Source organism: Streptomyces sp. NBC_00448, assembly GCF_036014115.1.
Taxonomy (GTDB): domain Bacteria; phylum Actinomycetota; class Actinomycetes; order Streptomycetales; family Streptomycetaceae; genus Actinacidiphila.
In genome coordinates this window covers 3,401,720-3,425,128 of the sequence record NZ_CP107913.1, presented here as the reverse complement: position 1 = coordinate 3,425,128, position 23,409 = coordinate 3,401,720, and the positions used below count along the sequence as shown (strand labels likewise).

The 23,409-nt window shown below is 72.2% G+C and carries 18 protein-coding genes; 3 read left to right on the top strand and 15 right to left on the bottom strand.

The genetic code is table 11. The features are described from left to right. Nucleotides 1-134 precede the first annotated feature (134 nt). The 11 genes from OG370_RS14465 to uppS form a co-directional block, all read right to left on the bottom strand. A complete protein-coding gene (locus OG370_RS14465; protein WP_328464277.1) occupies nt 135-1,427 on the bottom strand; it encodes a hypothetical protein in 1,293 nt (430 codons plus the stop codon). A 174-nt stretch (nt 1,428-1,601) separates the two neighbouring features. Further along, nucleotides 1,602-2,561, bottom strand: coding sequence for a glutamate ABC transporter substrate-binding protein (locus OG370_RS14460; RefSeq protein ID WP_328474087.1), 960 nt, complete (start codon nt 2,559-2,561; stop codon nt 1,602-1,604). A gap of 101 nt (nt 2,562-2,662) precedes the next feature. Beyond that, nucleotides 2,663-4,075: a hypothetical protein gene (locus OG370_RS14455; protein WP_328464275.1), complete on the bottom strand. Its 1,413-nt coding sequence runs from the start codon at nt 4,073-4,075 to the stop codon at nt 2,663-2,665. Between the two features lie 410 nt (nt 4,076-4,485). Beyond that, nucleotides 4,486-5,499 (bottom strand): N-acetylglucosamine kinase, encoded by a 1,014-nt coding sequence (locus OG370_RS14450; protein ID WP_328464273.1) that lies wholly within the window; start codon nt 5,497-5,499, stop codon nt 4,486-4,488. Then, the gene (locus tag OG370_RS14445) at nt 5,490-6,767 is read right to left on the bottom strand and encodes a 6-phospho-beta-glucosidase (protein ID WP_328464271.1); all 1,278 of its coding nucleotides are present in this window, start codon (nt 6,765-6,767) and stop codon (nt 5,490-5,492) included. Before OG370_RS14445 ends, OG370_RS14450 begins: the two co-directional genes overlap by 10 nt. Then, on the bottom strand, nt 6,764-7,672 hold the full coding sequence (locus OG370_RS14440) for a carbohydrate ABC transporter permease (protein ID WP_328464269.1): 909 nt from the start codon (nt 7,670-7,672) through the stop codon (nt 6,764-6,766). Before OG370_RS14440 ends, OG370_RS14445 begins: the two co-directional genes overlap by 4 nt. Nucleotides 7,673-7,687: 15 nt before the next feature. Beyond that, on the bottom strand, nt 7,688-8,635 hold the full coding sequence (locus OG370_RS14435) for a carbohydrate ABC transporter permease (protein WP_328464267.1): 948 nt from the start codon (nt 8,633-8,635) through the stop codon (nt 7,688-7,690). Next, nucleotides 8,635-9,963, bottom strand: a complete 1,329-nt coding sequence (locus OG370_RS14430) for an ABC transporter substrate-binding protein (RefSeq protein WP_328464265.1) — start codon at nt 9,961-9,963, stop codon at nt 8,635-8,637. Before OG370_RS14430 ends, OG370_RS14435 begins: the two co-directional genes overlap by 1 nt. A 187-nt stretch (nt 9,964-10,150) precedes the next feature. Beyond that, entirely contained in the window at nt 10,151-11,392 is a 1,242-nt protein-coding gene (locus OG370_RS14425; RefSeq protein WP_328464263.1) for an ROK family transcriptional regulator, read from the bottom strand. A 185-nt stretch (nt 11,393-11,577) separates the two neighbouring features. Further along, entirely contained in the window at nt 11,578-12,471 is an 894-nt protein-coding gene (locus OG370_RS14420; RefSeq protein ID WP_328464261.1) for a septum formation family protein, read from the bottom strand. A 170-nt stretch (nt 12,472-12,641) separates the two neighbouring features. After that, nucleotides 12,642-13,412 (bottom strand): polyprenyl diphosphate synthase, encoded by a 771-nt coding sequence (gene uppS / locus OG370_RS14415; protein WP_328464259.1) that lies wholly within the window; start codon nt 13,410-13,412, stop codon nt 12,642-12,644. Nucleotides 13,413-13,654: 242 nt separating this feature from the next. Here uppS and OG370_RS14410 point away from each other — a divergent pair, with 242 nt between their 5' ends. Continuing rightward, nucleotides 13,655-14,704, top strand: coding sequence for a methyltransferase domain-containing protein (locus tag OG370_RS14410; protein ID WP_328464257.1), 1,050 nt, complete (start codon nt 13,655-13,657; stop codon nt 14,702-14,704). 110 nt (nt 14,705-14,814) lie between these two features. On the opposite strand, the gene OG370_RS14405 is transcribed toward OG370_RS14410, so the two are convergent. Together OG370_RS14405 and OG370_RS14400 are read right to left on the bottom strand one after the other, a co-directional pair. Then, nucleotides 14,815-16,503 (bottom strand): phospholipase C, encoded by a 1,689-nt coding sequence (locus tag OG370_RS14405; protein WP_328464255.1) that lies wholly within the window; start codon nt 16,501-16,503, stop codon nt 14,815-14,817. A gap of 31 nt (nt 16,504-16,534) precedes the next feature. Beyond that, complete coding sequence (locus tag OG370_RS14400; RefSeq protein WP_328464253.1) at nt 16,535-19,729, bottom strand: NHL domain-containing protein; 3,195 nt, start codon at nt 19,727-19,729, stop codon at nt 16,535-16,537. A 331-nt stretch (nt 19,730-20,060) separates the two neighbouring features. Here OG370_RS14400 and OG370_RS14395 point away from each other — a divergent pair, with 331 nt between their 5' ends. Both OG370_RS14395 and gap read left to right on the top strand, forming a co-directional pair. Beyond that, on the top strand, nt 20,061-21,017 hold the full coding sequence (locus tag OG370_RS14395; protein WP_328464251.1) for a GlxA family transcriptional regulator: 957 nt from the start codon (nt 20,061-20,063) through the stop codon (nt 21,015-21,017). 222 nt (nt 21,018-21,239) lie between these two features. Continuing rightward, nucleotides 21,240-22,238 carry a type I glyceraldehyde-3-phosphate dehydrogenase gene (gene gap / locus OG370_RS14390; protein ID WP_328464249.1) on the top strand — a complete coding sequence of 333 codons (999 nt, stop codon included), beginning with the start codon at nt 21,240-21,242 and terminating at the stop codon, nt 22,236-22,238. A 30-nt stretch (nt 22,239-22,268) separates the two neighbouring features. On the opposite strand, the gene OG370_RS14385 is transcribed toward gap, so the two are convergent. Both OG370_RS14385 and OG370_RS14380 read right to left on the bottom strand, forming a co-directional pair. Further along, nucleotides 22,269-22,832, bottom strand: a complete 564-nt coding sequence (locus OG370_RS14385; RefSeq protein WP_328464247.1) for a hypothetical protein — start codon at nt 22,830-22,832, stop codon at nt 22,269-22,271. Nucleotides 22,833-22,856: 24 nt separating this feature from the next. Then, nucleotides 22,857-23,399 (bottom strand): hypothetical protein, encoded by a 543-nt coding sequence (locus OG370_RS14380; protein ID WP_328464245.1) that lies wholly within the window; start codon nt 23,397-23,399, stop codon nt 22,857-22,859. Between the last annotated feature and the right edge of the window lie 10 nt (nt 23,400-23,409).

Sequence of the window (23,409 nt, the reverse complement as noted above, 5' to 3'; positions counted from 1 at the left end):
CCCTGACGCCATTTCCGTACTGCTGCCGATCGTCGCGCGCGGGTCCGTGGCCGCGGCCGAAGCCGCACACGAACCCGGACCCGTATCCGTGCCTCTACGGGTGACGGTCGCCCCGGTCGTGCGCGGGTGCCCGCTCATGCCGGCCCCCGGCGGTCGGTGGGGGTGCGCGGGGTGCTGCCCAGCTCCGTGACCGCCTGCTGGTAGCGGCGTACGGCCCGTTCGGCCGCGCCGAGGTCGCACGGAGCGCTCCACAGCAGCCGCCGCGCCTGGTCGTACCGTTCGATCAGCACCGGGTCCTCGGCCATGCCGAGCCGGGCCACCTTCGCCCGGTACGCGTCGAGCCGGCCGCGCAGCTCGGCGCGGACCGCCAGTGGGGCGGTCACCGCGGTCAACGACTCCCGGGCCCGCAGCAGTTCGTCGTCGGCGTGCCCCTCCAGGCTGTCCAGCAGCGGGGAGAGCCGGTGCCACTGCGCGGTCCTGGCGAACTGCTCGGCCGCGCCGAGCTGTTCGTGCAGCGCGGCGGCCGGGCCGCTGACCGCGGGCACGTCGGAGGCGAGGATCTTCGACAGCACCTCGACCCGGGCGCCGCGGGCCTCGGTGAGGGTGCGGTCGGCCCGGGACATCACGTCGCGCAGCCGCCCGAGCCGGTGTTCGGCGTCGTCGCGCACGTGCAGGACCGCCTCGACCTCGCGGCGGATCTCCTCCAGGCACCGGCCGGCGTCGTCGTAGCGCGAGGTGTCGGGGCGGCCGGGGGCCGGGCGCGGGTTCCAGAAGGCCAGCGGGTCGGAGACCGTACGGGCCCGGAGCCGCGTCAACTCCTCGACCAGCGCTTCCAGTTCGTCACCTGCGGGGTGGCCGCCCGGGCGGACGCCGACCGAGTGCGCCAGCGAGCGGACCCGCTGCGTCTCGGCGGCCAGCAGGTCGATCCTGGCCGGCAGCGCGGACCACACGGCGTCGGCGGCGGCCACCGTCTCCATGGCCTGGTCGTACCAGCTGTTCATCCGCCGGACCAGTTCGTCCAGGCTCATCTGCTCGCTGACGCGGGCCGGTCCGGTCAGCGAGCGCTCGTGGTCCGGCACGGTGCCGCCCAGCACGGTGATCCCGTCGCCGCGCAACAGCTCGGTGAGCCGGGCGAGTTCGGTCTGGGTCGGCCAGCGGCGGCGGGCCCGCAGCTCGCGGGCGGCGGTCAACGCCTCGGTGTACGCCTCGAAGTGCGCCCACAGCGCGGTGACCGCCGTGTCGGTGCGCTGCCACCGCTCCTTGGTGACACCGGTCAACTCGGCGCCTTCGAGCAGCCTGCGCCCGGAGTGGTCCTGGAGGGCGAGCAGGGAGGTCTCGACGGCTTCGTGCTCGGCGCCGAGCCGCTCCAGCGCGAGATCCACGTCCTCCCGGCCCATCACCGGTCCGGATGCTCCCACGACCGCCATCACACCCTCTTCCCGTCTGCCGTGCCTGCCCTGCCCGCTCCGACTGCCGTGATCGTCGCCGTGCCCTTCGTGCCTGCCCCGCCTGCCCTGCCCGTTCTGCTCCGCGTGTCCCGCGCGTCCCGCGCGTGCGCCGTGCCGGCCGAGACCGCCGTACGCGTCGGAACACCCCTTCCCTTATTTGTACTTCGGTTGCGGCGGTCCCGTGACGTCCGGCAGGTCCTTGGCGAGCCAGGTCTGGTACTGGTGCATCCACTCGCTGTTCGCGCCGCCCGCCTCGTAGGCCACCAGCACCTGGTTGACCCGGCGCACCAGGTCCTGGTCGTCCAGGTTCATGGCCACACCGTACGGCTCCTCGGTGACGGGAGTTCCCACCAGGTGCACGGTCGGGTCCTGCGCGGCCTGTCCTGCGGCGAGCGCGTTGTCGGTGAACACCGCGTCGACCAGGCCGAGTTGCAGCAGCACCAGGCAGTCCAGCTGGTTGTCGACCGGCTTGATCTTCGCGCCGTGCGCGCCCTGCTTCAGCTTGGCCTCCCCGGTCGAACTCGACGCGGTGCACACCGTCTTGCCCTTGAGGCTGTCGTTGTACCCGGTGATCGGCGAGTCCTTCGGGACCAGCAGTTGCTGGCCGGCCTCGAAGTAGGCGATGGAGAAGGCCACGTCCTTCAACCGGGAGCAGGTGATGGACATGGTGCGCACCACCATGTCCACCTTGTGCTGCTGTATGTCGAGCACACGCTTGTTCGTCGGCACGGTCAGGTACTGCACCTTCGCCGAACTGCCCAGGATGTTCTGGGCGATGGCCTTCACGATCTCGATGTCGAAGCCCGCGATGGCGCCGGTCTCCGGGTCGCGGAAGCCCCACAGATAGCTGTTCTGGTCCACGCCGACGATCAGCCGCCCGCGCTTCCTGATCCGTTCCACGGCCGCTCCGTCGGTGGAGCCGGACGACGGCGACAGGCTCGCCTCGGGCGTGGTGCAGGTGCCGGAGTCGGTGGCGGCGGCGTCCCGCGCGTGCGCGACCGGCCCGCCGCTCGCGGGCGACGACGTACGCCCTGCCCCCGAGGTGCCGCCGAACGGCCCGACACCCAGCGGGCTCAGCGCCGCCGTGACGGTCAGCGCGCAGGCCACCGCCATCGTCGCGACCCCGCCCCATCCACGTGCTGTACGGCTCACCGCGACCTCCCTCGTCTCCACCCGGCCGGACCGGCCCCACCCTCGGTACGTTCGCACGCCGCTCACCGGTACTCCGACAGGCGCCGCCCGATGCCGATCAGCGCGGCGCCCGCGGCGAGCGCGGCCAGCAGGCCCGCGCCGTACGGCAGCAGCGACAGCGCGCCGCGGCCGTCGGTCGCGGACTGGTGGAACTCCTTCTGCTCCTGCGCGATGGCCTTGCCCAGGCTGGTGTCGACCGCGCTGAAGCTCTCCTGCGTGGTGTTCGCCACCGTGAACTCGCCACCGCTGTTCTTCACGCCGATCACCTCGGCGACCGCGGTGGTGTAGTCGCCGCCGTCGTCGGCCGCGCGCTCGCGGGTGTGCCGCTGCCGCCACCCGCTCGCGTTCTCGATCGCGGAGCGTACCGGTGCGCGGCCCGCCTCCTTGTCGGCGAGCGCCAGCGCCTGGGCCAGCTCGCCGCCGCCCTTTGCGCTCGCGGCGGTGGACTTTCCGGCCAGCGTGGCCATCTCCTTCTCGAACTTCGACTCGTACTCGTCGCCGGAACCGCGCGCCACCAGCGTCAGGTTCTCGTCGCCGCGGGCCTGGAGCACCGCGATCCGGGCGTTGTTGAGCACCTGCATCGACTTCGCGCCGTGCGTGTACGAGTCGGCGAGGTCGGTACGGGCCACGGTGTGCGCCGCGACCAGCCACAGCAGCACCACCGCGGACGCCGCGGTCGCGGTCAGCATGCCCCGGTTGAACACCCGGTTGGTACGGCGGTAGTGGCGGCGCTGCGCCCACACCAGCGCGGCCAGCGCGATCACGCCCAGCGCCCACGACGCGTACGGCAGCGCCTTCGCGTCGGAGTAGTCGGAGCCCAGCCGGGCGTTCTCGGCCTGGTACAGCTTGTCGGCCGCGTCCAGCAGGCCGCCCGGCTTGCGCATCTGCGTGTCGGCGTACCGCAGGTAGGCGCCGCCCAGCGGCAGGCCCTGCCGGTTGTCGGCCTGCGCGGTCGCCACCAGCTCGGTGTACTGCGGGAGGTGGCTGTTCAGCGTGGCGATCTGGGTGCGGGCCTCCTGCGAGCCCGCGCTGTTCGCGGCGGCGTCGGCGATCAGCTTGGCGGCCGTGGTGATGTCCCTCTGGTAGCGGTCGGACACCTCCTTCGGCTCCTCGCCGCCGACCAGGAAGCCGCCCGCGACGGTGGCGTCCGCGTCCGCGAGGGAGCGGTAGATCTCGGCGGCGTTCGCGCTCAACGGGGCGCTGTGGTCGATCACATGGCCCGCGGCGGACTGCCGTTCGGCGACCTGCCACGCGGTGACGGCGCCGAACGCGATGACGAGGACGGCGAGGACCGCGCCGATCAGGCGGAGCCGGCCGGGCTCGGTGGTGGTCGCCGCGCGGAGCCGGGCCGTGGACTCCGCCCAGGCGCGGCGCGGGGCCGCTCCGGGTGCGGCGGCGTGCTCCGGCTGCACCCCGGGGTGCGGCCCACCGGTCAATCCCCCTGCGTACCCCTGGACCTGGCTTCGGCCTTGGCTCTGCACAGGCACGCCACCTGTCGGCGTCTGCGTCACGCGCCCTCCCCACGATGCGGTCAGCTTGCAGCAGCAGTATGGCTGCCGCCGCCTACCTCTGCACACGCCTCCGGCGGCTGCACGGTTCCTTGGGCACTCTTTGCCAAGGGGTGCCCACCCCGCTGGGCCGCAGGCCCAGCCCCCGCAGCGCCTCCCCGGACCTCCCTGCGGTTGCCTGGTTGCTCGCGCAGTTCCCCGCGCCCCTGGATGGTGCACCTCTTTCCGCGGCGACCAGCCACCACCAAGGGGCGCGGGGAACGCGGCGTGCTCAGCCGTTCACCGGCCGGTGGTCCCGGGGCCGACAGCACTCGCGTGCCCGGGGGGCCAGGGGCGCCCTACGGGTAGTGGGTGCGGAGGGTGGATTGGGCGGAGGCGGGGGCGGAGGTGTGGTCGAGGCCGAGGAGGGCCGCCCCGAGCACCGGGGGCGCCGTGACCACGTGCGCGCGGGCTTTGGGCGCGGTCGAGGCGAGCCCCGCGGTGATCCCGCCCATGAGACGGGGATTGCTCGCGGCCATGACACCACCCCCGAGGACGACGTCGGCCTCGTCGTCGAGGAGGTCGAGCCGCCGGAGCGCGACCGTCGCGAGGCAGACGATCTCCTCGGCCTGCCGGTCGACCACGGAGCAGGCGACCGGATCACCGGCGTCGGCGGTGGCGAAGAGCACGGGCGTGAGTTCGTACCGCCGTACGTACGGTATGCGTTCCAGGTGCAGCGCCTCGATCAGCTCGTACATCGTGCGCAGCCCGAAGTGCGCGGGCAGCGAGGTGGCGAGCGCGGTCGGCTCGCCGCGCCCGTCCTCCGCGCGCGCGGCGAAGTACAGCGCCTCCTCCGCCAGTCCGGACCCGCCGCCCCAGTCCCCGGAGATCTTCCCGATCGCGGGGAACCGCGCGGTGCGCCCGTCCGGCAGCAGGCCGACGCAGTTGATGCCGGCGCCGCACACCACGGCGACGCCGCGCGGCTGTTCGACGCCGGCCCGCAGGATCGCGAACGTGTCGTTGGCGACGTACGTGCTGCGCGCCCACCCGCACGCGTGCACCGCCGCCTGCAACTGCTCTTCCTCGACCGGCAGATCGGCGTTGGCCAGGCACGCCGAGGTGTGCTCGGCCAGCGGCCGGCCGCCGCGGTCGCCGGCCGCCGGCAGCCCGGCGGCCGCGGCCGCGCGTTCCACCGCCTCGGTGACGACCGCGACGGCCGGGTCGATCCCGACGATCGGCGGCTGGAAGCCGCCGCCGCGGGCGCTGCCGAGCACCCGTCCGTCGGCGGCGACCAGCGCGACGTCGGTCTTGCTGTTGCCCGCGTCGATGGCGAGGACGCCACCGGGGACGAGCGGCTCCGAAGTCACGCCCACGCGAAGTGCTCCCGGTTGTGCGCGATCAGACGGTCCGTCAGACCTTCGGCGTACTCGTACTGCCCGATCAGCGGGTGGGCCAGCAGGGCGGCGAACACCCGGTCCCGGCCGCCGCGCAGCGCCGCTTCGAGCGCCAGGTCCTCGTACGCGGTCACGTTCGCGACCAGGCCGGCGAAGAGCGGCTCCAGCGGCGGCACCGGCAGCGGCGTGGCGCCGGTGCCGTCGACGAGCGCGGGCACCTCGATGACGGCGTCGTCGGCGAGGAAGGGCAGGGTGCCGTTGTTGTAGGTGTTGACCACCTGCACGTCGCCGCTCCACGACGGCGACCCGGCGCGCAGCAGCGAGGAGGCGAGCGCGACGGCCGCCTCCGAGTAGAACGCGCCGCCCCGCTTGGACAGCAGCTCCGGCTTCTCGTCGAGCGCCGGGTCGCCGTACATCTCCAGCAGCTGCTTCTCCATCGCGGCGACCTCGCTGGCCCGCGACGGCTTGCTGCCCAACTCCCGCACCACCGCGTCGTGCTGGTAGAAGTAGCGCAGGTAGTACGACGGGACGACGCCGAGCCGGTCCACGATCCGGCGCGGCATGTGCAGGTCCTCGGCGATGGCGTCGCCGTGCTCGGCGAGCAGCTTGGGCAGCAGGTTCTCGCCGTCCGGGCCGCCCAGCCGCACCCCGCGCTCCCAGGTGAGGTGGTTGAGCCCCACGTGGTCGAGGTGTACCTGCTCGGGCGCCACGTCCAGCAGCCGCGCGAACTTGCGCTGGAAGCCGATGGCCACGTTGCACAGCCCGACCGCCTTGTGCCCGGCCTGGAGCAGCGCCCGGGTCACGATGCCGACCGGGTTGGTGAAGTCGATGATCCAGGCGTCCGGCGCGGACCTGCGCACCTGCTCGGCGATGTCCAGCACCACCGGCACCGTGCGCATCGCCTTGGCGAGGCCGCCCGCGCCGGTGGTCTCCTGGCCGATGCAGCCGCACTCCAGCGGCCACGTCTCGTCCTGGTTGCGCGCCGCCTGCCCGCCGACCCGCAGCTGGAGCAGCACCGCGTCGGCGCCCTCCACCCCGGCGGCCACGTTGTCGGTGGTGACGATCCGCCCGGGGTGGCCCTGCTTCGCGAAGATCCGCCGGGCCAGCCCGCCGACCAGCTCCAGCCGGTCCGCGGCCGGGTCGATCAGTACCAGTTCCTCCACTGGCAGGGTGTCGCGCAACCGCGCGAACCCGTCGATGAGTTCGGGTGTGTATGTGGACCCGCCGCCCACGACCGCCAGTTTCATCCCTTGACTCCTGTCAGGGTCACGCCTTCGATGAAGGCTTTTTGAGCGAAGAAGAAGACCACGATCACCGGGGCCATCACGAGAACGGTGGCCGCCATGGTCAGATTCCAGTTGGTGTGGTGGGCGCCCTTGAAGGACTCCAATCCGTAACTGAGGGTCCACGCCGCCGGGTTGGAACTGGCGTAGATCTGCGGGCCGAAGTAGTCGTTCCAGCAGTAGAAGAACTGGAAGAGGGCGACCGCGGCGATCGCCGGGCGGATCATCGGGACGATCACGGTGAGCAGGGTGCGCAGTTCGCCGCAGCCGTCGACCTTGGCCGCCTCGGTGTACTCCTTGGGGATGGTCAGCAGGAACTGGCGCAGCAGGAAGATGGTGAAGGCGTCACCGAAGGCCATCGGGATGATCAGCGGCCACAGCGTGCCGTCCATGTGCAGCTGCTTGGTCCAGAACAGGTACATCGGGATGATGATCACCTGGGGCGGCAGCATCATGGTGGAGATCACCAGCACCATGATCAGATTGCGGCCGCGGAAGCGGAACTTCGCCAGCGCGTAGGCGACCGGCAGCGACGACACGACGGTCAGCACGGTGCCGGCCACCGAGTAGACCAGGGTGTTGCGCCACCAGGTCAGGAAGCCCGGAGTGTCCCAGACGGTACGGAAGTTGGACCACTCGAAGGGGTGCGGCCACAGCGACCGGGTGAGCGCCTGGTTGTCGCTCATCAGCGCGGTGAGCACCACGAAGACGAACGGCAGCACGAAGAACGCGGCCGCGGCGATGCCCAGCGAGTGCACGCCGATCCAGTGCAGGGTGCGCCTGCGCCGGGCGGCCTTGAGGGCGCGGGGGTCGGGGGCGTGGCCGGTGCGGGACGGCGCCGATCCGGCGGCGAGGGTGGTGTCGGTCATGTGCGTCATCTCGGGTCAGTCCTCCGCGGCCAGGAAGCCGCTGCGGCGCCGCATCAGCAGGGCCGTGAACGCCATCGCCAGCGCGAACAGCACCAGGGCGACCACGCACGCGGAGCCGTAGTCGAAGCGCTGGAAGCCCAGGTTGTAGACGAGTTGCGGCAGGGTCAGGGTGGACTTGTCGGGGTAGCCCGGCTCGAACTGCTGGCCGGAGTTGCCGATGATGCCGGAGGCGACCTTCCCGGCGACCAGCGGCTGCGTGTAGTACTGCATGGTCTGGATGACGCCGGTGACCACCGCGAACATCACGATCGGCGAGATGTTCGGCAGCGTGACGTACCGGAACCGGGCCCAGGGGCCCGCGCCGTCCAACTCGGCTGCTTCGTACTGCTCCTTGGGGACGTCGAGCAGCGCGGCCATGAAGATGACCATCAGGTCGCCGATGCCCCACAGCGCCAGCGTGGTGAGCGCGGGCTTGGCCCAGTGCGGGTCGGTGAACCAGCCCGGGGTGGGCAGTCCGAGCCCGCCGAGGATGTTGTTCACCGGGCCGGTGCCGGGGTTGAGCAGGAAGACGAACGCCATGGTGGCGGCGACCGGCGGGGCCAGGTACGGCAGGTAGAACGCGGTACGGAACAGGCCCGCGCCGGTCTTGATCTTCGTGATCAGCATGCCGATGCCCAGCCCGAAGATCACCCGGAGGGTGACCATCACGATGACCAGCCACAGCGTGTTGCGCAGCGCCGGCCAGAACAGCGGGTACTGCGTGAAGACGTACGACCAGTTCTTCCCGCCGGTCCACGTCGGCGGGTTGAAGCCGTTGTAGTGCATGAACGAGAAGTAGACGGTGGACAGCAGCGGGTAGGCGAAGAAGACGGCGAACCCGATGATCCACGGGGAGAGGAACGCGAGGTTCCGCAGGGCGGCTTTTCTGCGCTTGGCGCGCAGCAGGGGGTGGACGGCGCTCATCACTTGGCCTGCGCGATGTCCTTGTCGACCTGCGTGTCGACGCCTTCGAGCCCGGACTTGAGGTTCTTGGACTTGCCGGACTCGTAGTCGTAGCCGAAGTCCTGCAACGTCACCTGGTAGGCGCCGCCGTTGACGCTCGGCGGGGTGGTGGTGCTGGCCGGGTTCTGCGCGATGTCGATGAAGGTCTTGAAGCCCGGGTCCTGGTCGAGCTTCGGGGACTTCAGCGCGGCCAGCGTGGAGGGCACGTTGTGGATCGCGTTGGCGAAGGAGACGACCGCGTCGGTGTCGGTGGTCATGAACTTCACCAGCTCCCAGGCGGCGTTCTTCTTGGTGCTGGTGTCGGCGATGCCGACGATGGTGCCGGTGACGTAACCCTTGCCGTAGCTGCTCGCCTGGTTGTCGGGCACCGGGAAGGGTGCCACGCCCAGGTCGTTCATGCCGGCGTCCTTGGCCATGCCCAGCCGCCACTCGCCGTCGATGCCCATCGCCACCTGGCCGGTCTGCAGCGGGTTCTTCGCGCCGAACTCGTCACCGAAGGTGTTGCGGTACTTCTCCAGCTTGGAGAAGCCGCCGAGCGACTTCACCATGTCCTGCTGCCAGTTGAACATCGCGGCGAAGCCGGGGTCCGACGCCATCTGGGCCTTGCCGTTGGCGTCGAAGTAGTGCACGCCCCACTGGGCGGCGAAGTGGCCCGGGGTGGACTCGTAGCCGTGGAAGTCCGGCATGAAGCCGAGCTGGGAGTAGGAGTCGCCCTTGGACTTGGTCAACTTCACGGCGTCGGCCTTGAGTTCCGACATCGTCTTGGGCGGGGCGGAGATGCCGGCGTCGGCGAACTCCTTCTTGTTGTAGTACAGCCCGTACGCGTCGCCCAGCAGCGGCAGCGTGCACTGCACGCCGTTGAACTGGGTGTACTCCTGCATCGTCTTCGGGAACGTGCTCGCCGTGTCGATGTTCGACTTCTTCAGGAACGGCGAGAGGTCGGTGAGCGCGCCGGAGGAGCAGAACTGGCCGACGTTGTCGGTGGTGAAGGAGGAGACCACGTCGGGGGCCTTGCTGCCGCCGGCCCGCAGCGCCTGGTTGATCTTGTCGTCGGTGATGTTGCTCTGCACCTTGACGTGGATGTTCGGGTGCAGCTTCTCGAAGCGGGCGACGTTGTCGTTGATCGCCTTCAACTCGTTGGGCGCGGACCAGCCGTGCCAGAAGTTGATGGTCACGTCCTTGCTGGCGTCGTCGGTGGCGCCGGAAGAGCTCTGGCCGGTACACGCGCTCGCGAGCAGGGATATCGCGGCGGCGGCGGCGACGGCCGCGGCCTTCGTCAGACGGGACACTGCGCTTTACCTCCGGGAGGTAGGGGTGGGGGCGGGGCGGTCGAGGGTGTGCGGTGCCGACGGGACGGCGGGTGGCTGCCGTTCCGCTGTTCTCGGCGGGTGCGATGTGGTGCGGGTGTCGGGCTCTGCGGGTGCGGGTGCGGGCGTACGGGGCTGCGGGTGGCGGTCGGCGGCGGGCGGTTACGGGTCAGCGCGAGGTGTCGAACACCTCGTCGCGGGTGGTGGCGAGCGCGCTCTCCAGGGCGCCGCTGAGTACGGGATGCATCTCGACGGTGCCGAGCACCAACCGGGGCCGGGGCACGGCCAGTTCGGCCAGCTCGGCCTGGATCATGGCGCGCAGCGGCTCGCCGCCGGCCACCGTCACGTTCCCGGCCAGCACGATCAGCTCCGGGTCGAGCACCGCGACGATCGACGCCAGGCCGATGGCGTGGCCGGTGGCGCAGCGGGCGAGCAACTCGGCGTAGGGACCGGTGGGTTCCCCGCCGCTGTCCTCACGCGCCGCCTCCTCGTAGAACGCGGCCGCGCGGCACAGCACCGCGGCCGCGGCGTCCTCCAGGCTGCCCTCGGGGATGTCGAGGCCCAGCTCACGGGCGGTCCGCAGCACCGCGTTGCACCCGGCCAGCTCCTGGAAGCCGCCGTTGTTCGCCTTGACGACGTTGCGGACCAGGGGGGTGCCGGGCACCGGCAGGAAGCCGACCTCGCCGGCGCCGCCGGTCCAGCCGCGGTGCAGCTTGCCGCCTATCACGAACGCGGCGCCGATGCCCTCCTCGTTCCACAGCAGGGCGAAGTCGCCGTGCCCGCGGGCCGCGCCGATGCGCTGCTCGGCGACCGCGGCGAGGTTCACGTCGTTGTCGTACTCCAGCGGCATCGGCAGCGCGGCGGCCAGCTCGTCGAGCAGGCTGGGGGAGTGCCAGCCGGGCAGGTGGCTGGCGTAGCGCAGCCGTCCGGTGCTCGGGTCGAACGCGCCGGGCGTCCCGATCACCAGCCGGTGCAGGTCGGAGCGGTTCAGCCCGGCGGCCTTCACCGCGCCCTCCAGCGCCCGCAGCACGTGCTCCACCGCGCTGCCCGCGCGGTGGCTCGGCGTGGGCAGCCGGAAGTCGCCCACGGTGCGGCCGGTGATGTCGGCGACCGCGGCCCTGATCCGCTCGGTCTTCACGTCCAGGCCGGCTACGTAGGCGGCGGCCGGATTCACCGAGTACAACTGGGCGTTGGGCCCCGGGCGGCCCGCGGTGGTGCCGGTGGCGAGCACCAGCCCGGCCGCCTCCAGCCGCGCGAGCAGTTGCGACGCGGTCGGCTTGGACAGCCCGGTGAGCTTGCCGATCCGGGTCCGGGACAGCGTTCCGTGCTCCAGCAGGAGGTCGAGCGCGGCGCGGTCGTTCATGGCGCGCAGTACGCGCGGCGTTCCTGGGGTGCCAGCCATGCGCGCCATCCTCCCTCAGTTCACTGTTAGGAAACTTTCCTATTGGCGAATGTCAAGGTAGGCCCGCTGTCAGTGGAGCGTCAAGGGGGCTCGGCGCAGCCTCGTCCAACTCGTTACCAAGTGGGGGTGCGGCTTCGTCGTGACGCCGGTTGCGGCCCCGGGCGGCGGGGGTCGGTCGGCCGCCGGTCGCGGCGTCAGCGCGCGCGGGTGGTGGCCAGGCCCAGTGCCTGGCGGACGGCGCGCTCCTGCGGCACGGAGTTCTCGCCCTGGAGGGTGTGCGTCGTGCGCTTGATGCCGGTCGGGGACGCGCTCTCGGAGGCGTCGCGCCACTGCGCGGCGAGCGCGCGGACCCGCTGGAGCAGCGCGTTGGCCGGACCCTGGGCACTGGCCGGCCAGTGGTGCCCGTCGAGCAGTTGTGCCTCGGTCGTGAACGAGTCGGCCACGCCGGCCGCCCACAACTGGTAGGAGCTCAGGTCGTCCTCGCCCTGCGACCGCGGGGTCGTTGCGAGGGCGGACTCGGGCCGGTCGGCGGCGTCGAGGTAGGTGTACTGGTCGGGGCGCAGCGAGGTCTTGTCGTGGCGCAGCACCGTCGTGGTCGGGGAGCCGCCGCGGGGCACCCAGTAGCAGATGATGTCCTGGTCGCCCGCCGCCCACTCCGCCCGCGTCGGCAGCAGCGACCGGGCCAGGTCCACGGTCGGGGAGAGCGTCCAGCTGTCCATGTCGTAGGCGGTGACGAGGTTCTCGCAGTCGCCCTCGGCGACGTCCGTCAGCTTGTCCGCGGCGGGGTAGGGAAGGCGGCCCTGGTAGTAGGTGAACCGGCCGTACACCTCCGCGGTGTGCGGCTGCGTGCAGGGCACGATGTGTACGGGCGCGAGCGGCATCGTGGCGCCGATGAGGGTGAGGGTGCGGTCGGCCGTGAAGCAGTCGCCGAGGGCCAGGTGCCGGGGGTCGGGATCGGCGGTGTGCGGGTTCGGGGCCGGCGTGCTTGCCGTGGGAGCGGCGGTGCGGTGCTGGTGGTGCGGTGCGGCGCCCTGGCACGACGCCAGCGCGAGCGGGACGAGGAGGGCCGCCGCGGCGGCCCTGGACACGCGACGGACGGTCGACCGGTTCATCGCCAGATCCCCCCAGATCCTCGCGCCACCGCGTGGCGGGCCCGACGACCGTACCGCCCGGCCGGCCGCCGTGTCAGGGTGATTCCGCCGGCGGGGCCGGGTTCTTCCGCCCGTGGGGACGCGCCCCTCGCCGGGTGCGGGCCCGCTCAGCGGCGCTGGCGGTCGGAGTAGCTGCGCACCGCGCGGAGGAAGTCCAGCTCGCGGAAGGCGGGCCAGTACGCCTCGCAGAAGTACAGCTCCGCGTAAGCGCTCTGCCACAGCAGGAAGTTGGACATGCGCTGCTCGCCGCTGGTGCGGATGACCAGGTCGGGGTCGGGCTGCCCGGCGGTGTAGAGGTGCCGGGCCACGTCCTCGACGTCGATCTCCTCGGCGAGTTCGCCCAGCGTCCGGCCGGACTCCGCCTGCTCGTAGAGGTGTTCGCGCAGCGCGTCGACCACCTCCTGGCGGCCTCCGTAGCCGATGGCGAGCGTGACGTGCGCCCCGGTGGCGCAGTCGCGGGTCACCTCGACGGCCTCCTTGAGCACCTCGGCCGTACGGTCGGGCAGCGCGTCCAGCGAGCCGGCGATGTGCATCTGCCGGCGGGCGTCCGGGCGGGCGAGGCGCCGGCCCACCAGGTCCTCGATCAGGCCCATCAGGAAGGCCACTTCGGCGCTGTCGCGGCGGGCCAGGTTCTCCGTGGAGCAGACGAAGACGGTCACGTGCCGGATGTCCAGGCGGTCGCACCAGGACAGCACGTCCTCGACGTGCTCGCCGCCGGCCTTGTGCCCCAGGCTCGGGTTGGCGATGCCCATCTGCCGGGCCCAGCGCCGGTTGCCGTCCATGATCAGCCCGATGTGCCGCGGCAGCGGCGCGGACGCGGCGACCCGGCGGCGCAACCGCCGCGTGTAGAGGGCGTAGAGAGGGTCGGCCATGCGCATGCCGCGGTCCTTCCGGAGGAGTGCGGAACCTGTCAGCGGACCCGCCATAATACGAAACGATGACACGCGCCGCGTGTTACGTCCCGCGGGCCGGAATTCGGCACCCGGGTGCGCGGCGCCCCGAGCGCGCCGCCCGCGGTCCCCCGGCCGCCGGCGGCCTGCCGGGCACCCGGCACCCCCGGACGTCCGGCTCGCCGGGAACCGTCCCCAACTCACCCTCCGGTGCACAGGAGTTGACCCCCATGCGGACAAACGACGCCCAGATGCTGGTGCTGAGCGCGCTGGCCGACGGGCCCCTGCACGGGTACGCCGTCAACAGCGCGGTCGAACGGATGACCGGGGCGCGGCTCGGCCGGGGCAGCCTGTCCGGCGCGCTGGCCCGGCTGGCGGCGAAGCGGCTCGTGGAGTACCTGGACAACCGGCCGGGGCAGCGGCAGCGCCCGCTGCGGCTCACCGCCGCCGGGCGGGAGGTGCTCGCCCGCGAGGCGCGGTCGCTGGCCAGGACCGCGGACGCCGTGTTCGAGGCGGCCGTGCCCGACCGGATCGCCTACCAGGACCGGCTGGCCGCCACCGGCGCCGCCCGCGCGTACAAGCGCGCCGCGCTCGACGCCCTCGCGATACGGCCCGGCCACACCGTCCTCGACCTCGGCTGCGGCCCCGGCACGGACCTGCCCGCCCTCGCGGACGAGGCCGGCCCGGGCGGCACCGTGCTCGGCGTCGACCGCGACCCCGACATGGCCGCCCGGGCCCGTACCCGTACCGCCCTCCTTCCCTCCACCCACGTCCAACTGGCCGACCTGCACGCCCTTCCCTTCCCCGACGCGAGCGTCGACCGGGCGCACACCGACCGGGTCCTCCAGCACGTGGCCGACCCCGCCCGCGCGCTCGCCGAGGCCCGCCGCGTCCTGCGCCCGGGCGGACTGCTGGTGATGGCCGAACCCGACTGGGAGACCCTCTCCATCGACCACCCCGACCTCGACCTCACCCGCGCCTACACCCGCCACCTCACCGACCGCGTGGTCCGCAACGGCGCCATCGGCCGCCAACTCCCGCGCCTCGCCGCCGCCGCGGGCTTCACCGTCCCCGCGGTCCTCCCCGTCCCCACCGTCTTCCGCGACCTGCGCACCGCCGACCAGGTCCTCGGCCTCCAGCGCACCACCGAACGCGCCCTCGCCGCCGGCTACTTCACCCCCCGCACCGCCGCCGCCTTCCTCGACCACCTCACCCGCGCCCCCTTCTTCGCCGCGGTCACCCTCCACATCACCACCGCCCAATCCCCACCCATCCCCTGACCCGTCCGAAGCCGCCTCGCCAGGTATTCCGGGAGAGAACGGCGCAGGCCGTCCGGTGGGGCGGACGGCCTGCGGGGGTTGGGGGCGGGGGAGTGGGGTTGCGGAGAGGGTCAGTCCTTGGTGCCGGGGCCGTGGGATTGCTTCGGCATGGTCTGGGTCGCTCCCGGGCGGGGCGGCATCGGCTGGGCCGCGGCCGTGGTCTGGGCGGCGAGGTTGGCCGCCGTGGTGCCGGGCTCGAACTGCGGGTTGCTCGGGGCCGGTTTGCGGTCGTGCAGGCGCAGCGCCCCGGTGAAGTCGCCGAAGGTGCGGCGGCGCCACTTGCTGATCGGGGTGAACGTGACCGGCCCGTTGCCGGACAGGCCGCCGGCCGCGGTGAGGGTTTCGATGAACTGGAGCCCGGAGGTGTGGTCGGAGACCTCGGAGAAGATCCGGCCGCCCACGGTCCAGGGGGACACGATGATGCACGGCACCCGGAAGCCGGCGCCGACCGGCAGCCCGCCGCCCGGGGTGCCCTTCGGCGAGGCCACGGTCACGAACTCTTCGGGGTACTTGTGCGGTTGGGGGACGGGCGGCGGCACGTGGTCGAAGAACCCGTCGTTCTCGTCGTAGTTGAGCACGAACACGGTCGAGTTCCACAGGTCCTCGTTGGCCGCGAGCGCCTCCAGCTTCGACGCGAGGTACTGCGCGCCGGCCGCGGGGAGGTTCGGCGGGTGCTCGTCGGCCGCGCTCGGCATGTACAGCCAGGACACGTCCGCGAGAACGCCGTTGGCGCAGTCCTCCTCGAACCCGAGGTTCGGGTCCGCCGCCGCGGTCGGGCTGGTGGGGTCGCCGACCCGGCCGGGCGTGCCGTCGCCGTACAGCGTGCCGCCGCTCATGACGGAGTTGTACAGGGCGGCCGGCAGGGTGGTCCGGTTCTGGAAGTTGGCGAACCACGAGAACACGTTGAACCCGCTGGTCGCGCCGGAGAAGTACGTCTTGACGCTGTACCCCGCGTCGTACAGGATCTCCGCCGCCGACGGGTGCGTCATCGGGTTCGGCGTCACGGTCTCCAGCACCGGTCCGCCGAACTTGCCCTGCGGGTCGTTGGTGCCGGACATCCACACCAGCCGGTTCGGGTCCGTCGGGCCCAGGATCGAGCAGTGGTAGTTGTCGAGCAGGGTGAACGACTCGGCGAGCGCCCAGTGGAACGGGATGTCCTCGCGGGTGAAGTACCCCATGGTGTAGGAGCCGTTGACCTCGCCGTCCGAGGCGAGGTGGGTGGTCATCCAGCCGTCCATCGCGCCGTGGTTCCACGAGGCGTGCTGGTCGCGCCAGTCGTGCGACAGCGACGGTATCGCGGCCGCGCCGGTGCTGATGGTGGACATGTGGAACGGTTCGAGGTAGCCGTCGGGGTTGGCCGGGTCGGGCTGCTTGAAGACCGGGTCGCCGTTCGGCAGCCTGATGGCCGTCGGGTCGCTGAACCCGCGGGCGCCGGGGAAGGTGCCGAAGTAGTGGTCGAACGACCGGTTCTCCATCATCACGTACACGACGTGCTTGACCTGGGACAGGCTGCCCTTGGCCGGGCTCGCGGCCGCGGCCTTCGCCAGGCTCTCCGGAAGCACGCCGGCCGCACCGGCGGCGCCGGCCAGCGTCGCCGCACTGGTGATGAACCGGCGGCGGGACATGCCCGAGCGGGCGGAACCGGAATGGGCGGAACCGGAGTGGGCCGAACCCGTGCGGGCGGAACCGGAGTGGGCCGAACCCGTGCGGGCGGCACCCGAGCGGGCCGAACCCGCTTGTTCGGAAGCGGTGTTGCTCATCGTCTCTCTTCTTCGTCTCGTGAGGGCCGGGTCAGGACTTCGCGGGGGCCACCGGGCCGGCCGCGGCGCCGGACTGGGCGACACCGAGCACCTGGGCGACGGCGTTGTTGTGCGTGTCGGCGATGTACAGCAGGTGGGTGGACAGGTCCACCGCGACCGCGATCGGGGTGTTGAGCTTCGAGGCGGCCGGCGCCGCGCCGCTGCTCTCCCCGCCCGGCGCGGCCGAGGAGTTCACCACGGTGGTGATGGTCCCGTCCGGGGTGACCTGCCGGATCGCGTTGTTGAAGGTGTCGGCGACGAACAGGTCGCCCGCGCCGTCGACGGTCACGCCCTGCGGGTCGTTGAGCCGTGCCGCGGTGGCCGGGCCGCCGTCGCCGGCGAACCCGCCGAGCCCGTCGCTCGCCTTGGCCGCGGCGTGGTTGCCGGCCACCGTGGTGACGGTCCCGGTCCTCGCGTCCACCCGGCGGATCACGTTGTTGGCCGAGTCCGCGATGTAGAGGTTGCCCTTCGCGTCCAGCGCCAGCCCGTTCGGCTGGTTCAGCTGCGCCCGCGTGGCCGCCTTGCCGTCTCCGGCGTACCCGGCCCTGCCGGTGCCGATCACCCGGACGACCTTCCCCTTCGAGGACACCTCGACCACCCGGTTGTTGTGGGTGTCGGAGACGTACACGTTCCTCGCCGCGTCGACCGCCACCGCCGCGGGGCCGTCGAGTTGGGTCGACAGCGCGCTGGAGGAGGTCCTGCGGCCTGCGGTCCCGGTGCCGGCGAACCGCCGGATCAGCCCGTCCGGGGTGATCTCGCGGACCACGTTGTCGCCGCTGTCCGCGATGAAGACGTCGCCGCTCGCGTCCACCGCGGTGCCGGCCGGCTGGTACAGCGTCGCGTCGGTGGCCTTGCCGCGGTCGCCCTTCTCCCCGTTGTCCTCCAGGGAGCCGGCGATGATCGCGGTGTCGCCGTTGCGCAGCTTGGCCACCACGTTGTCGCCGGTGTTCGAGACGTACACCGAGCCGTCGCCGACGCTGGTCAGCTCCGCCCGGACGTCGGCCTTCGCCTGCGTCCCCTGCGCGGAGTTGCCGCCGACGGACACGCCCGCGGGCCGGTACAGCGAGCCCGGCGTGACGTTGGGGACGACGGCGCCGGTGCCCGGGTCCACGTGGGTGCCCGGAATGTCACCGACCGACGCGTACGGCATCGTCTGGAGGACCGGACCCGACGGCACCGCGCCCGACCCGATGGTCAGGCTCAGGTTGTCGGCCGTGCCGTCGCTGTTGGCGCCGCTGCTGACACCGACCGTGGCCACCGTGACGAGGATCTTCGCGGCGCCGGCCGGGACCGTGCCGTACCACGCCTGGTGGACCAGGCTGGAGACGTTGTTGCGCTGGGCCGCGGTGACCGGGCCGATGATGCCCGCGCCGAGGGTGGCGCCCTTGGCGTCCTCGAACGTGGCCGTGACGGTCGCGTAGTCGCTCTGCGTCGAGTAGCCGCCGAGGTCGCCGGCGAGCTTGAACGGCTGGCTGCCCGTGCCGAGCGAGCCGACGTCGATGGTCTGCGTGCCGGTGGTGGCGATGCCCGGGATCGAGACGGTGCTGGGGTTCGTGCCGCCGTAGAAGACCCGGCTGCCGGTGACGCCGGGGTACGTCGACGCCCGCGACTCCTGCGTGCCGTCGGGTGCGTTGAGCGGGGAGGCGCTGGTCCAGCAGTCGGCGACGGTCTGGTCGTCGCCCAGCGGGGCGCCGAGCGCCGTCGCCGCGGTGTAGTCCTCGGCGCCGGGGTTGGCGATCAGGTTGGCGTTGAGCGCCGGGGTGACCTGGTCGGCAGCCGGGCAGGGCGCCGTGTAGGTCTGGCCGACCGACTTCTGGCCGATGGTCAGGTTCAGGTTGTCGGCCGCGCCGTCGCTGTCGCGGTCGTCGTCGACGGCCGCCGTGATGATCGTGACCAGGACCTTCTGGGTGCCGGCCGGGATCGTGCCGTAGGTGCCGTCCGAGAGCAGCGCGGAGGTGTTGTCGCGCTGGGCCGCGGTGGCCGGGCCGATGGACGCCGTGCCGAGAGTCGCGCCGTCCGTGCCCTCGAACGTGGCGATGACCTGTGCGAAGTCGCCCTGCGACGCGCTGCCGCCCACCTGGCCGGTCAGCTTGTACGGCTGCCCGTCCGCGTGCAGCGAGCCGACGTCGACGAGCTGGGTGCCGCTGGTGACCATGCCCGCGGCCGAGACGCCGTCGGGGTTCGAGCCGCCGTAGAAGACCCGGTCACCGGTGACGCCGGGTGAGGTCGAGGGCGCCGACTCCTGCGTGCCGTCGGGTGCGTCGAGCGGGGAGGCGCTGGTCCAGCAGTCGGCGACGGTCTGGTCGTCGCCGGCCGGCGCGCCGAGCGAGGTGACCGGGGTGTGGTCCTCGGCGCCGGGGTTGGCGATCAGGTTGGCGTTGAGCGCCGGGGTGACCTGGTCGGCGGCCGGGCAGGGTGCGGTGTAGTGCTGGCCCGAATCGCTCGGGGCGATCGTCAGGTTCAGGTTGTCGGCCCGGCCGTCGATGCCGTAGCCGGCGCTGACGCCGGTCGACGCCACGGTGACGAAGATCTTCTTCGTGCCGGCCGGGACCGTGCCGGCCGCCGCTTCCGGAATCAGGCTGGTGATGTTGCCGCGCTGGGCGGCGTTGACCGGGGCCAGGGCCGCGGAGCCGAGGGTGGCGCCGTCGGCGTCCTGGAACGCGGCGGTGACGGTGGCGTAGTCGCTCTGGGTGGTGTAGCCGCCGATCGCGCCGGTCAGCGTGAACGACTTGCCGCCCGCGTCCAGCGGGCTGACGTCGATCATCTGGGTGGCCGTGGTGGTGACGCCCACGATCGAGACCTGCGGGGAGTCGTAGTCGTAGCCGCCGTAGAAGGTGCGGCTGCCGGTCTGGCCGGGAGCCGACGACGAGGTCGACTCCAGGACCGCGCCCGGCGCGTTCATCGGAGAGGACGCCTCCCAGCAGTCGGGGACGTCCTGCGTGTCCCCGGCCGGTGCGCCGAGCGAGGTGACCGCGGTGAAGTCCTCGGCGCCGGGGTTGGCGATCAGATTGCTGTTCAGGGCGGGAGTCACCACGTCCGCGGCCGGGCAGCCGGCGGAGTACCGCTGGCCGGTGGTCGCCGCGGTGGCGGTACTGCCTTCGGCGTCGGCCCCTGCGAGGCCGAGGACGGTCAGCGCCGCGGCGACTGCCGCCACGGTTCTCCAGCCGACCTTGAAGTGAGAGATCATGGCCCTTATTGATGTGCAGGGCAACGGATTCCGCGCGGATCGTTTCGGGCGGGATGATGACGCCTGTGTGAACAGTCGTCAGCCGCCCTACGAATAACGCCCGTTCTGCCGGTTTGGGGTGCGTGTCGGCGGTGCGGTACGGGGGTTGGCGGGGCCGACTCGGCGTGGTGTGGCGCGGCGTGGCTCCGGGTGGTGCGGCGCGTGCGGTTCGGCCGGGTTCGGCCGGGGGCGGCCTGCCGCGACTCTGCCCGGCCTCGGCCGGCTCGGCCCGGTCCGGCGCGGCGCGCGCGGGTCGGCCGTCGCCCCGGCGCCGCCGCTTACCCTGGTGCCCGTGCCCGCCTCCCACCTGCATCGCGTCGCCGTCCTCGTGCTCGAAGGGGCCAAGCCGCTCGACGTCGGGATTCCCGCGCAGGTCTTCTCGACCCGCGCGAGCATGCCGTACGAGGTACGGGTGTGCGGTGCCGCGCCCGGGCTGGTCGCGGGGGGCGACGGGCTGTCGTACCACGTGGCCGACGGCCTGGACGCGCTCGGCTGGGCCGAGATCGTCTTCATCCCCGGCTACCGTTTCCCGGACCGGGAGGACCCGCCGCGGGCCGTCGTCGATGCGCTGATCGCGGCCCACGAGCGGGGCGCGCGGCTCGCCGCGATCTCGACCGGCGCGTTCGCGCTCGCCGCCACCGGCCTGCTCGACGGGAAGCGGGCCACCACGCACTGGCACTACACCCGCGCGCTCGCGGCGAAGCATCCGCGGGTCCGGGTCGACGAGAACGTCCTGTTCGTGGACGAGGGCAGCGTGCTGACGTCGGCCGGCGCCGCCTCGGGGATCGACCTGTGCCTGCACGTGCTGCGCCGCGAGCTGGGGGTGGCCGCGTCGAACCACGCGGCCAGGCGCCTGGTGGCGGCCCCGTACCGCAGCGGCGGCCAGGCGCAGTACGTGCCGCGCAGCGTGCCCGAGCCGCTGGGGGAGCGGTTCGCCGCCACCCGCGAGTGGGCGCTGCGCCGGCTCGGCGAGCCGCTCACCCTCGACGTGCTGGCCCGGCATGCGGCGGTGTCGCCCCGTACGTTCTCGCGCCGCTTCATCGAGGACACCGGGTACACGCCGATGCAGTGGGTGATGCGGGCCCGGGTGGACGTGGCGCGCGAGCTGCTGGAACGGTCCGAGCGGAGCGTCGAGCAGATCGCGGCGGACGTGGGACTGGGCACGGGGGCGAACCTGCGGATGCACTTCCAGCGCACGCTGGGGACGACGCCGAGCGAGTACCGGCGTACGTTCACGCGCGGCGAGTAGCGGGGTCCGGGGCGGGTGCGGGACGCCTGATGGCCGGGTGTGGCCGGGTGCGGCGCGGGCGTGACCTGCTGCGGCGCGGGTGTGACCGGGTGCGGGACGCCTGTGGAGTGCGCGTGGCGCGATCCTTGCGAACCGTGGCGCTCGGGCCTACGCCGTACGACGCCGCCGCGCGCGAACCTGGGTGGCGAACGCGAAGAGACTTCAGGAACTGGGGACACACTCATGACCCGCATCGCCATCAACGGATTCGGCCGCATCGGGCGCAACGTGCTGCGCGCGCTGCTCGAACGGGACACCGACCTGGAGGTCGTGGCCGTCAACGACCTCACCGAGCCGGCCGCCCTCGCCCGCCTGATCGCCTTCGACTCGACCTCCGGCCGGCTCGGCCGCCCGGTGAGCGTCGACGGCGACGTCCTCGTGGTGGACGGCCGCCGCATCAAGGTGCTGGCCGAGCGCGAGCCGGCGCAGCTGCCGTGGGCCGACCTCGGTGTCGACATCGTGCTGGAGTCGACCGGCCGGTTCACCTCCGCGAAGGCCGCGCGCGCCCACCTCGACGCGGGTGCCCGGAAGGTCCTGGTCAGCGCGCCGTCCGACGGTGCCGACGTGACCCTCGCCTTCGGGGTCAACACCGACGCGTACGACCCGGCCCTGCACACCATCGTCTCGAACGCCTCCTGCACCACCAACGCGCTCGCGCCGCTCGCCGCCGTCCTGCACGACCTCGCCGGTATCGAGCACGGCTTCATGACGACGGTGCACGCCTACACGCAGGAGCAGAACCTCCAGGACGGCCCGCACCGCGACCCCCGCCGGGCCCGCGCCGCCGGCGTCAACATCGTGCCCACCACCACCGGCGCCGCCAAGGCGATCGGCCTGGTCCTCCCCGACCTCGACGGCAAGCTCTCGGGCGACTCGATCCGCGTGCCGGTCCCGGTCGGCTCGATCGTCGAGCTCAACACGACCGTCTCCCGCGATGTCACCCGCGAGGACGTCCTGGCGGCCTACCGCACCGCGGCGCAGGGCCCGCTCGCCGGCGTCCTCGAGTACTCCGAGGACGCCCTCGTCTCCTCCGACATCACCGGCAACCCCGCCTCCGCCATCTTCGACTCCGCCCTCACCCGCGTCGACGGCCGCCACATCAAGGTCGTCGCCTGGTACGACAACGAGTGGGGCTTCTCCAACCGCGTGATCGACACCCTCCAACTCCTCACCACCACCTGACCCTTCACCTCCCCCAACTCCCCCTCCCCGTCAGGGCGTCCGCGTGGCCAGCCCGGTGGGGACGGGGGAGGAGGCGGCGTCCTTCTTGGGGTATTCGTCCACCACTTTGAGGACGCTGGCGGTGTTCTTCCCGTAGTCGATGCAGCCGCCATGGACGACGAGCGTGACCACCCATTGGGCGTTCTTCGGTTCGCTGGACGGCCAGAACGTCTGCACGGTGAGGTCACCGTGTGTCGCCGAGTAGTGGAGGGAGTCGGAGGGGGAGAGGTTCCAGCCGATCGTCTTGAGCCGGGCCATGAGCGCGGCGTTGATCTGTGAGTGCGGCTCCTTCGCGGTGAGCCCGAACGCGTAGTAGATGACCTCGTAGCGCAGCCTGCTCTTGCTGCCCGCGCAGTAGTTGAAGCGCCCGGTGGTGTCGTCGTAGTTGCCCGTGGCGCCGTGAACGGCCTGGTAGATCTTCCAGTACTCCCGCGCCACCGGCCGCCGTTGCTTGTCCGCGAGGCTGATGGCGCTCGGTGCACTGCCGCTGCACGCGGTCACCAGGGTCAGCAGCAGCCCGCCGAGCGCGGCGCCTGCCACCCGCTGGTTGCTCACTGCCACTCCCTCGGGTGCTGTTGCTCAGGACTTCAGAGGAGCCAGTCCTGTCGGGACGGGGGGAGAGGCGGCGTCCTTCTGGGGGTATTCGTCCACCACCTTGAGGACGCGGGCGACGTTCTTCCCGTAGTCGACGCAGCCGCTCTGCACATTGACGGTGACCACCCGTTTGCCGGTCTCGGGACTCTCGGGCAATTCGTACGTTCGCACCGTGAGGTCCCCACGCGTCGCCGAGAAACGCTTGCTGCCTGCGGGGGCGAGGTTCCAGCCGACCGTCTTGAGCCGGGCCACGAGGGTGGCGTCGATCTGAGCCTCCGATTCCTTGCCGGACAGGCCGGCCGCGAAATAGACGATCCTGTAGTCCAGTCGGGGCCGTTTGCCCGCGCAGTACTCGAAGGTGCCGTCGGTGACATCCCAGCCGTTCGTCACGTCGTGAACGGCCCGGTAGATCTTCCAGTACTCCTTCGCCACCGGCCGCCGTTGCTTGCCCGCGAGGCTGGCGGTACTCGGACTGCTACCGCAGGCGGCCGTCAAGACCAGCAGCACGCCGATCACGGCAGCTGACATGCGGGACCTG

Bases quoted from the DNA above. Each gene is read 5' to 3' on its own strand.
- OG370_RS14465 (WP_328464277.1), bottom strand. From the start codon at position 1,427: ATGGCGGTCGTGGGAGCATCCGGACCGGTGATGGGCCGGGAGGACGTG.
- OG370_RS14460 (WP_328474087.1), bottom strand. From the start codon at position 2,561: ATGGCGGTGGCCTGCGCGCTGACCGTCACGGCGGCGCTGAGCCCGCTG.
- OG370_RS14445 (WP_328464271.1), bottom strand. From the start codon at position 6,767: ATGAAACTGGCGGTCGTGGGCGGCGGGTCCACATACACACCCGAACTC.
- OG370_RS14440 (WP_328464269.1), bottom strand. From the start codon at position 7,672: ATGACCGACACCACCCTCGCCGCCGGATCGGCGCCGTCCCGCACCGGC.
- OG370_RS14435 (WP_328464267.1), bottom strand. From the start codon at position 8,635: ATGAGCGCCGTCCACCCCCTGCTGCGCGCCAAGCGCAGAAAAGCCGCC.
- OG370_RS14425 (WP_328464263.1), bottom strand. From the start codon at position 11,392: ATGGCGCGCATGGCTGGCACCCCAGGAACGCCGCGCGTACTGCGCGCC.
- uppS (WP_328464259.1), bottom strand. From the start codon at position 13,412: ATGCGCATGGCCGACCCTCTCTACGCCCTCTACACGCGGCGGTTGCGC.
- OG370_RS14410 (WP_328464257.1), top strand. From the start codon at position 13,655: ATGCGGACAAACGACGCCCAGATGCTGGTGCTGAGCGCGCTGGCCGAC.
- OG370_RS14405 (WP_328464255.1), bottom strand. From the start codon at position 16,503: ATGAGCAACACCGCTTCCGAACAAGCGGGTTCGGCCCGCTCGGGTGCC.
- OG370_RS14400 (WP_328464253.1), bottom strand. From the start codon at position 19,729: ATGATCTCTCACTTCAAGGTCGGCTGGAGAACCGTGGCGGCAGTCGCC.
- gap (WP_328464249.1), top strand. From the start codon at position 21,240: ATGACCCGCATCGCCATCAACGGATTCGGCCGCATCGGGCGCAACGTG.
- OG370_RS14380 (WP_328464245.1), bottom strand. From the start codon at position 23,399: ATGTCAGCTGCCGTGATCGGCGTGCTGCTGGTCTTGACGGCCGCCTGC.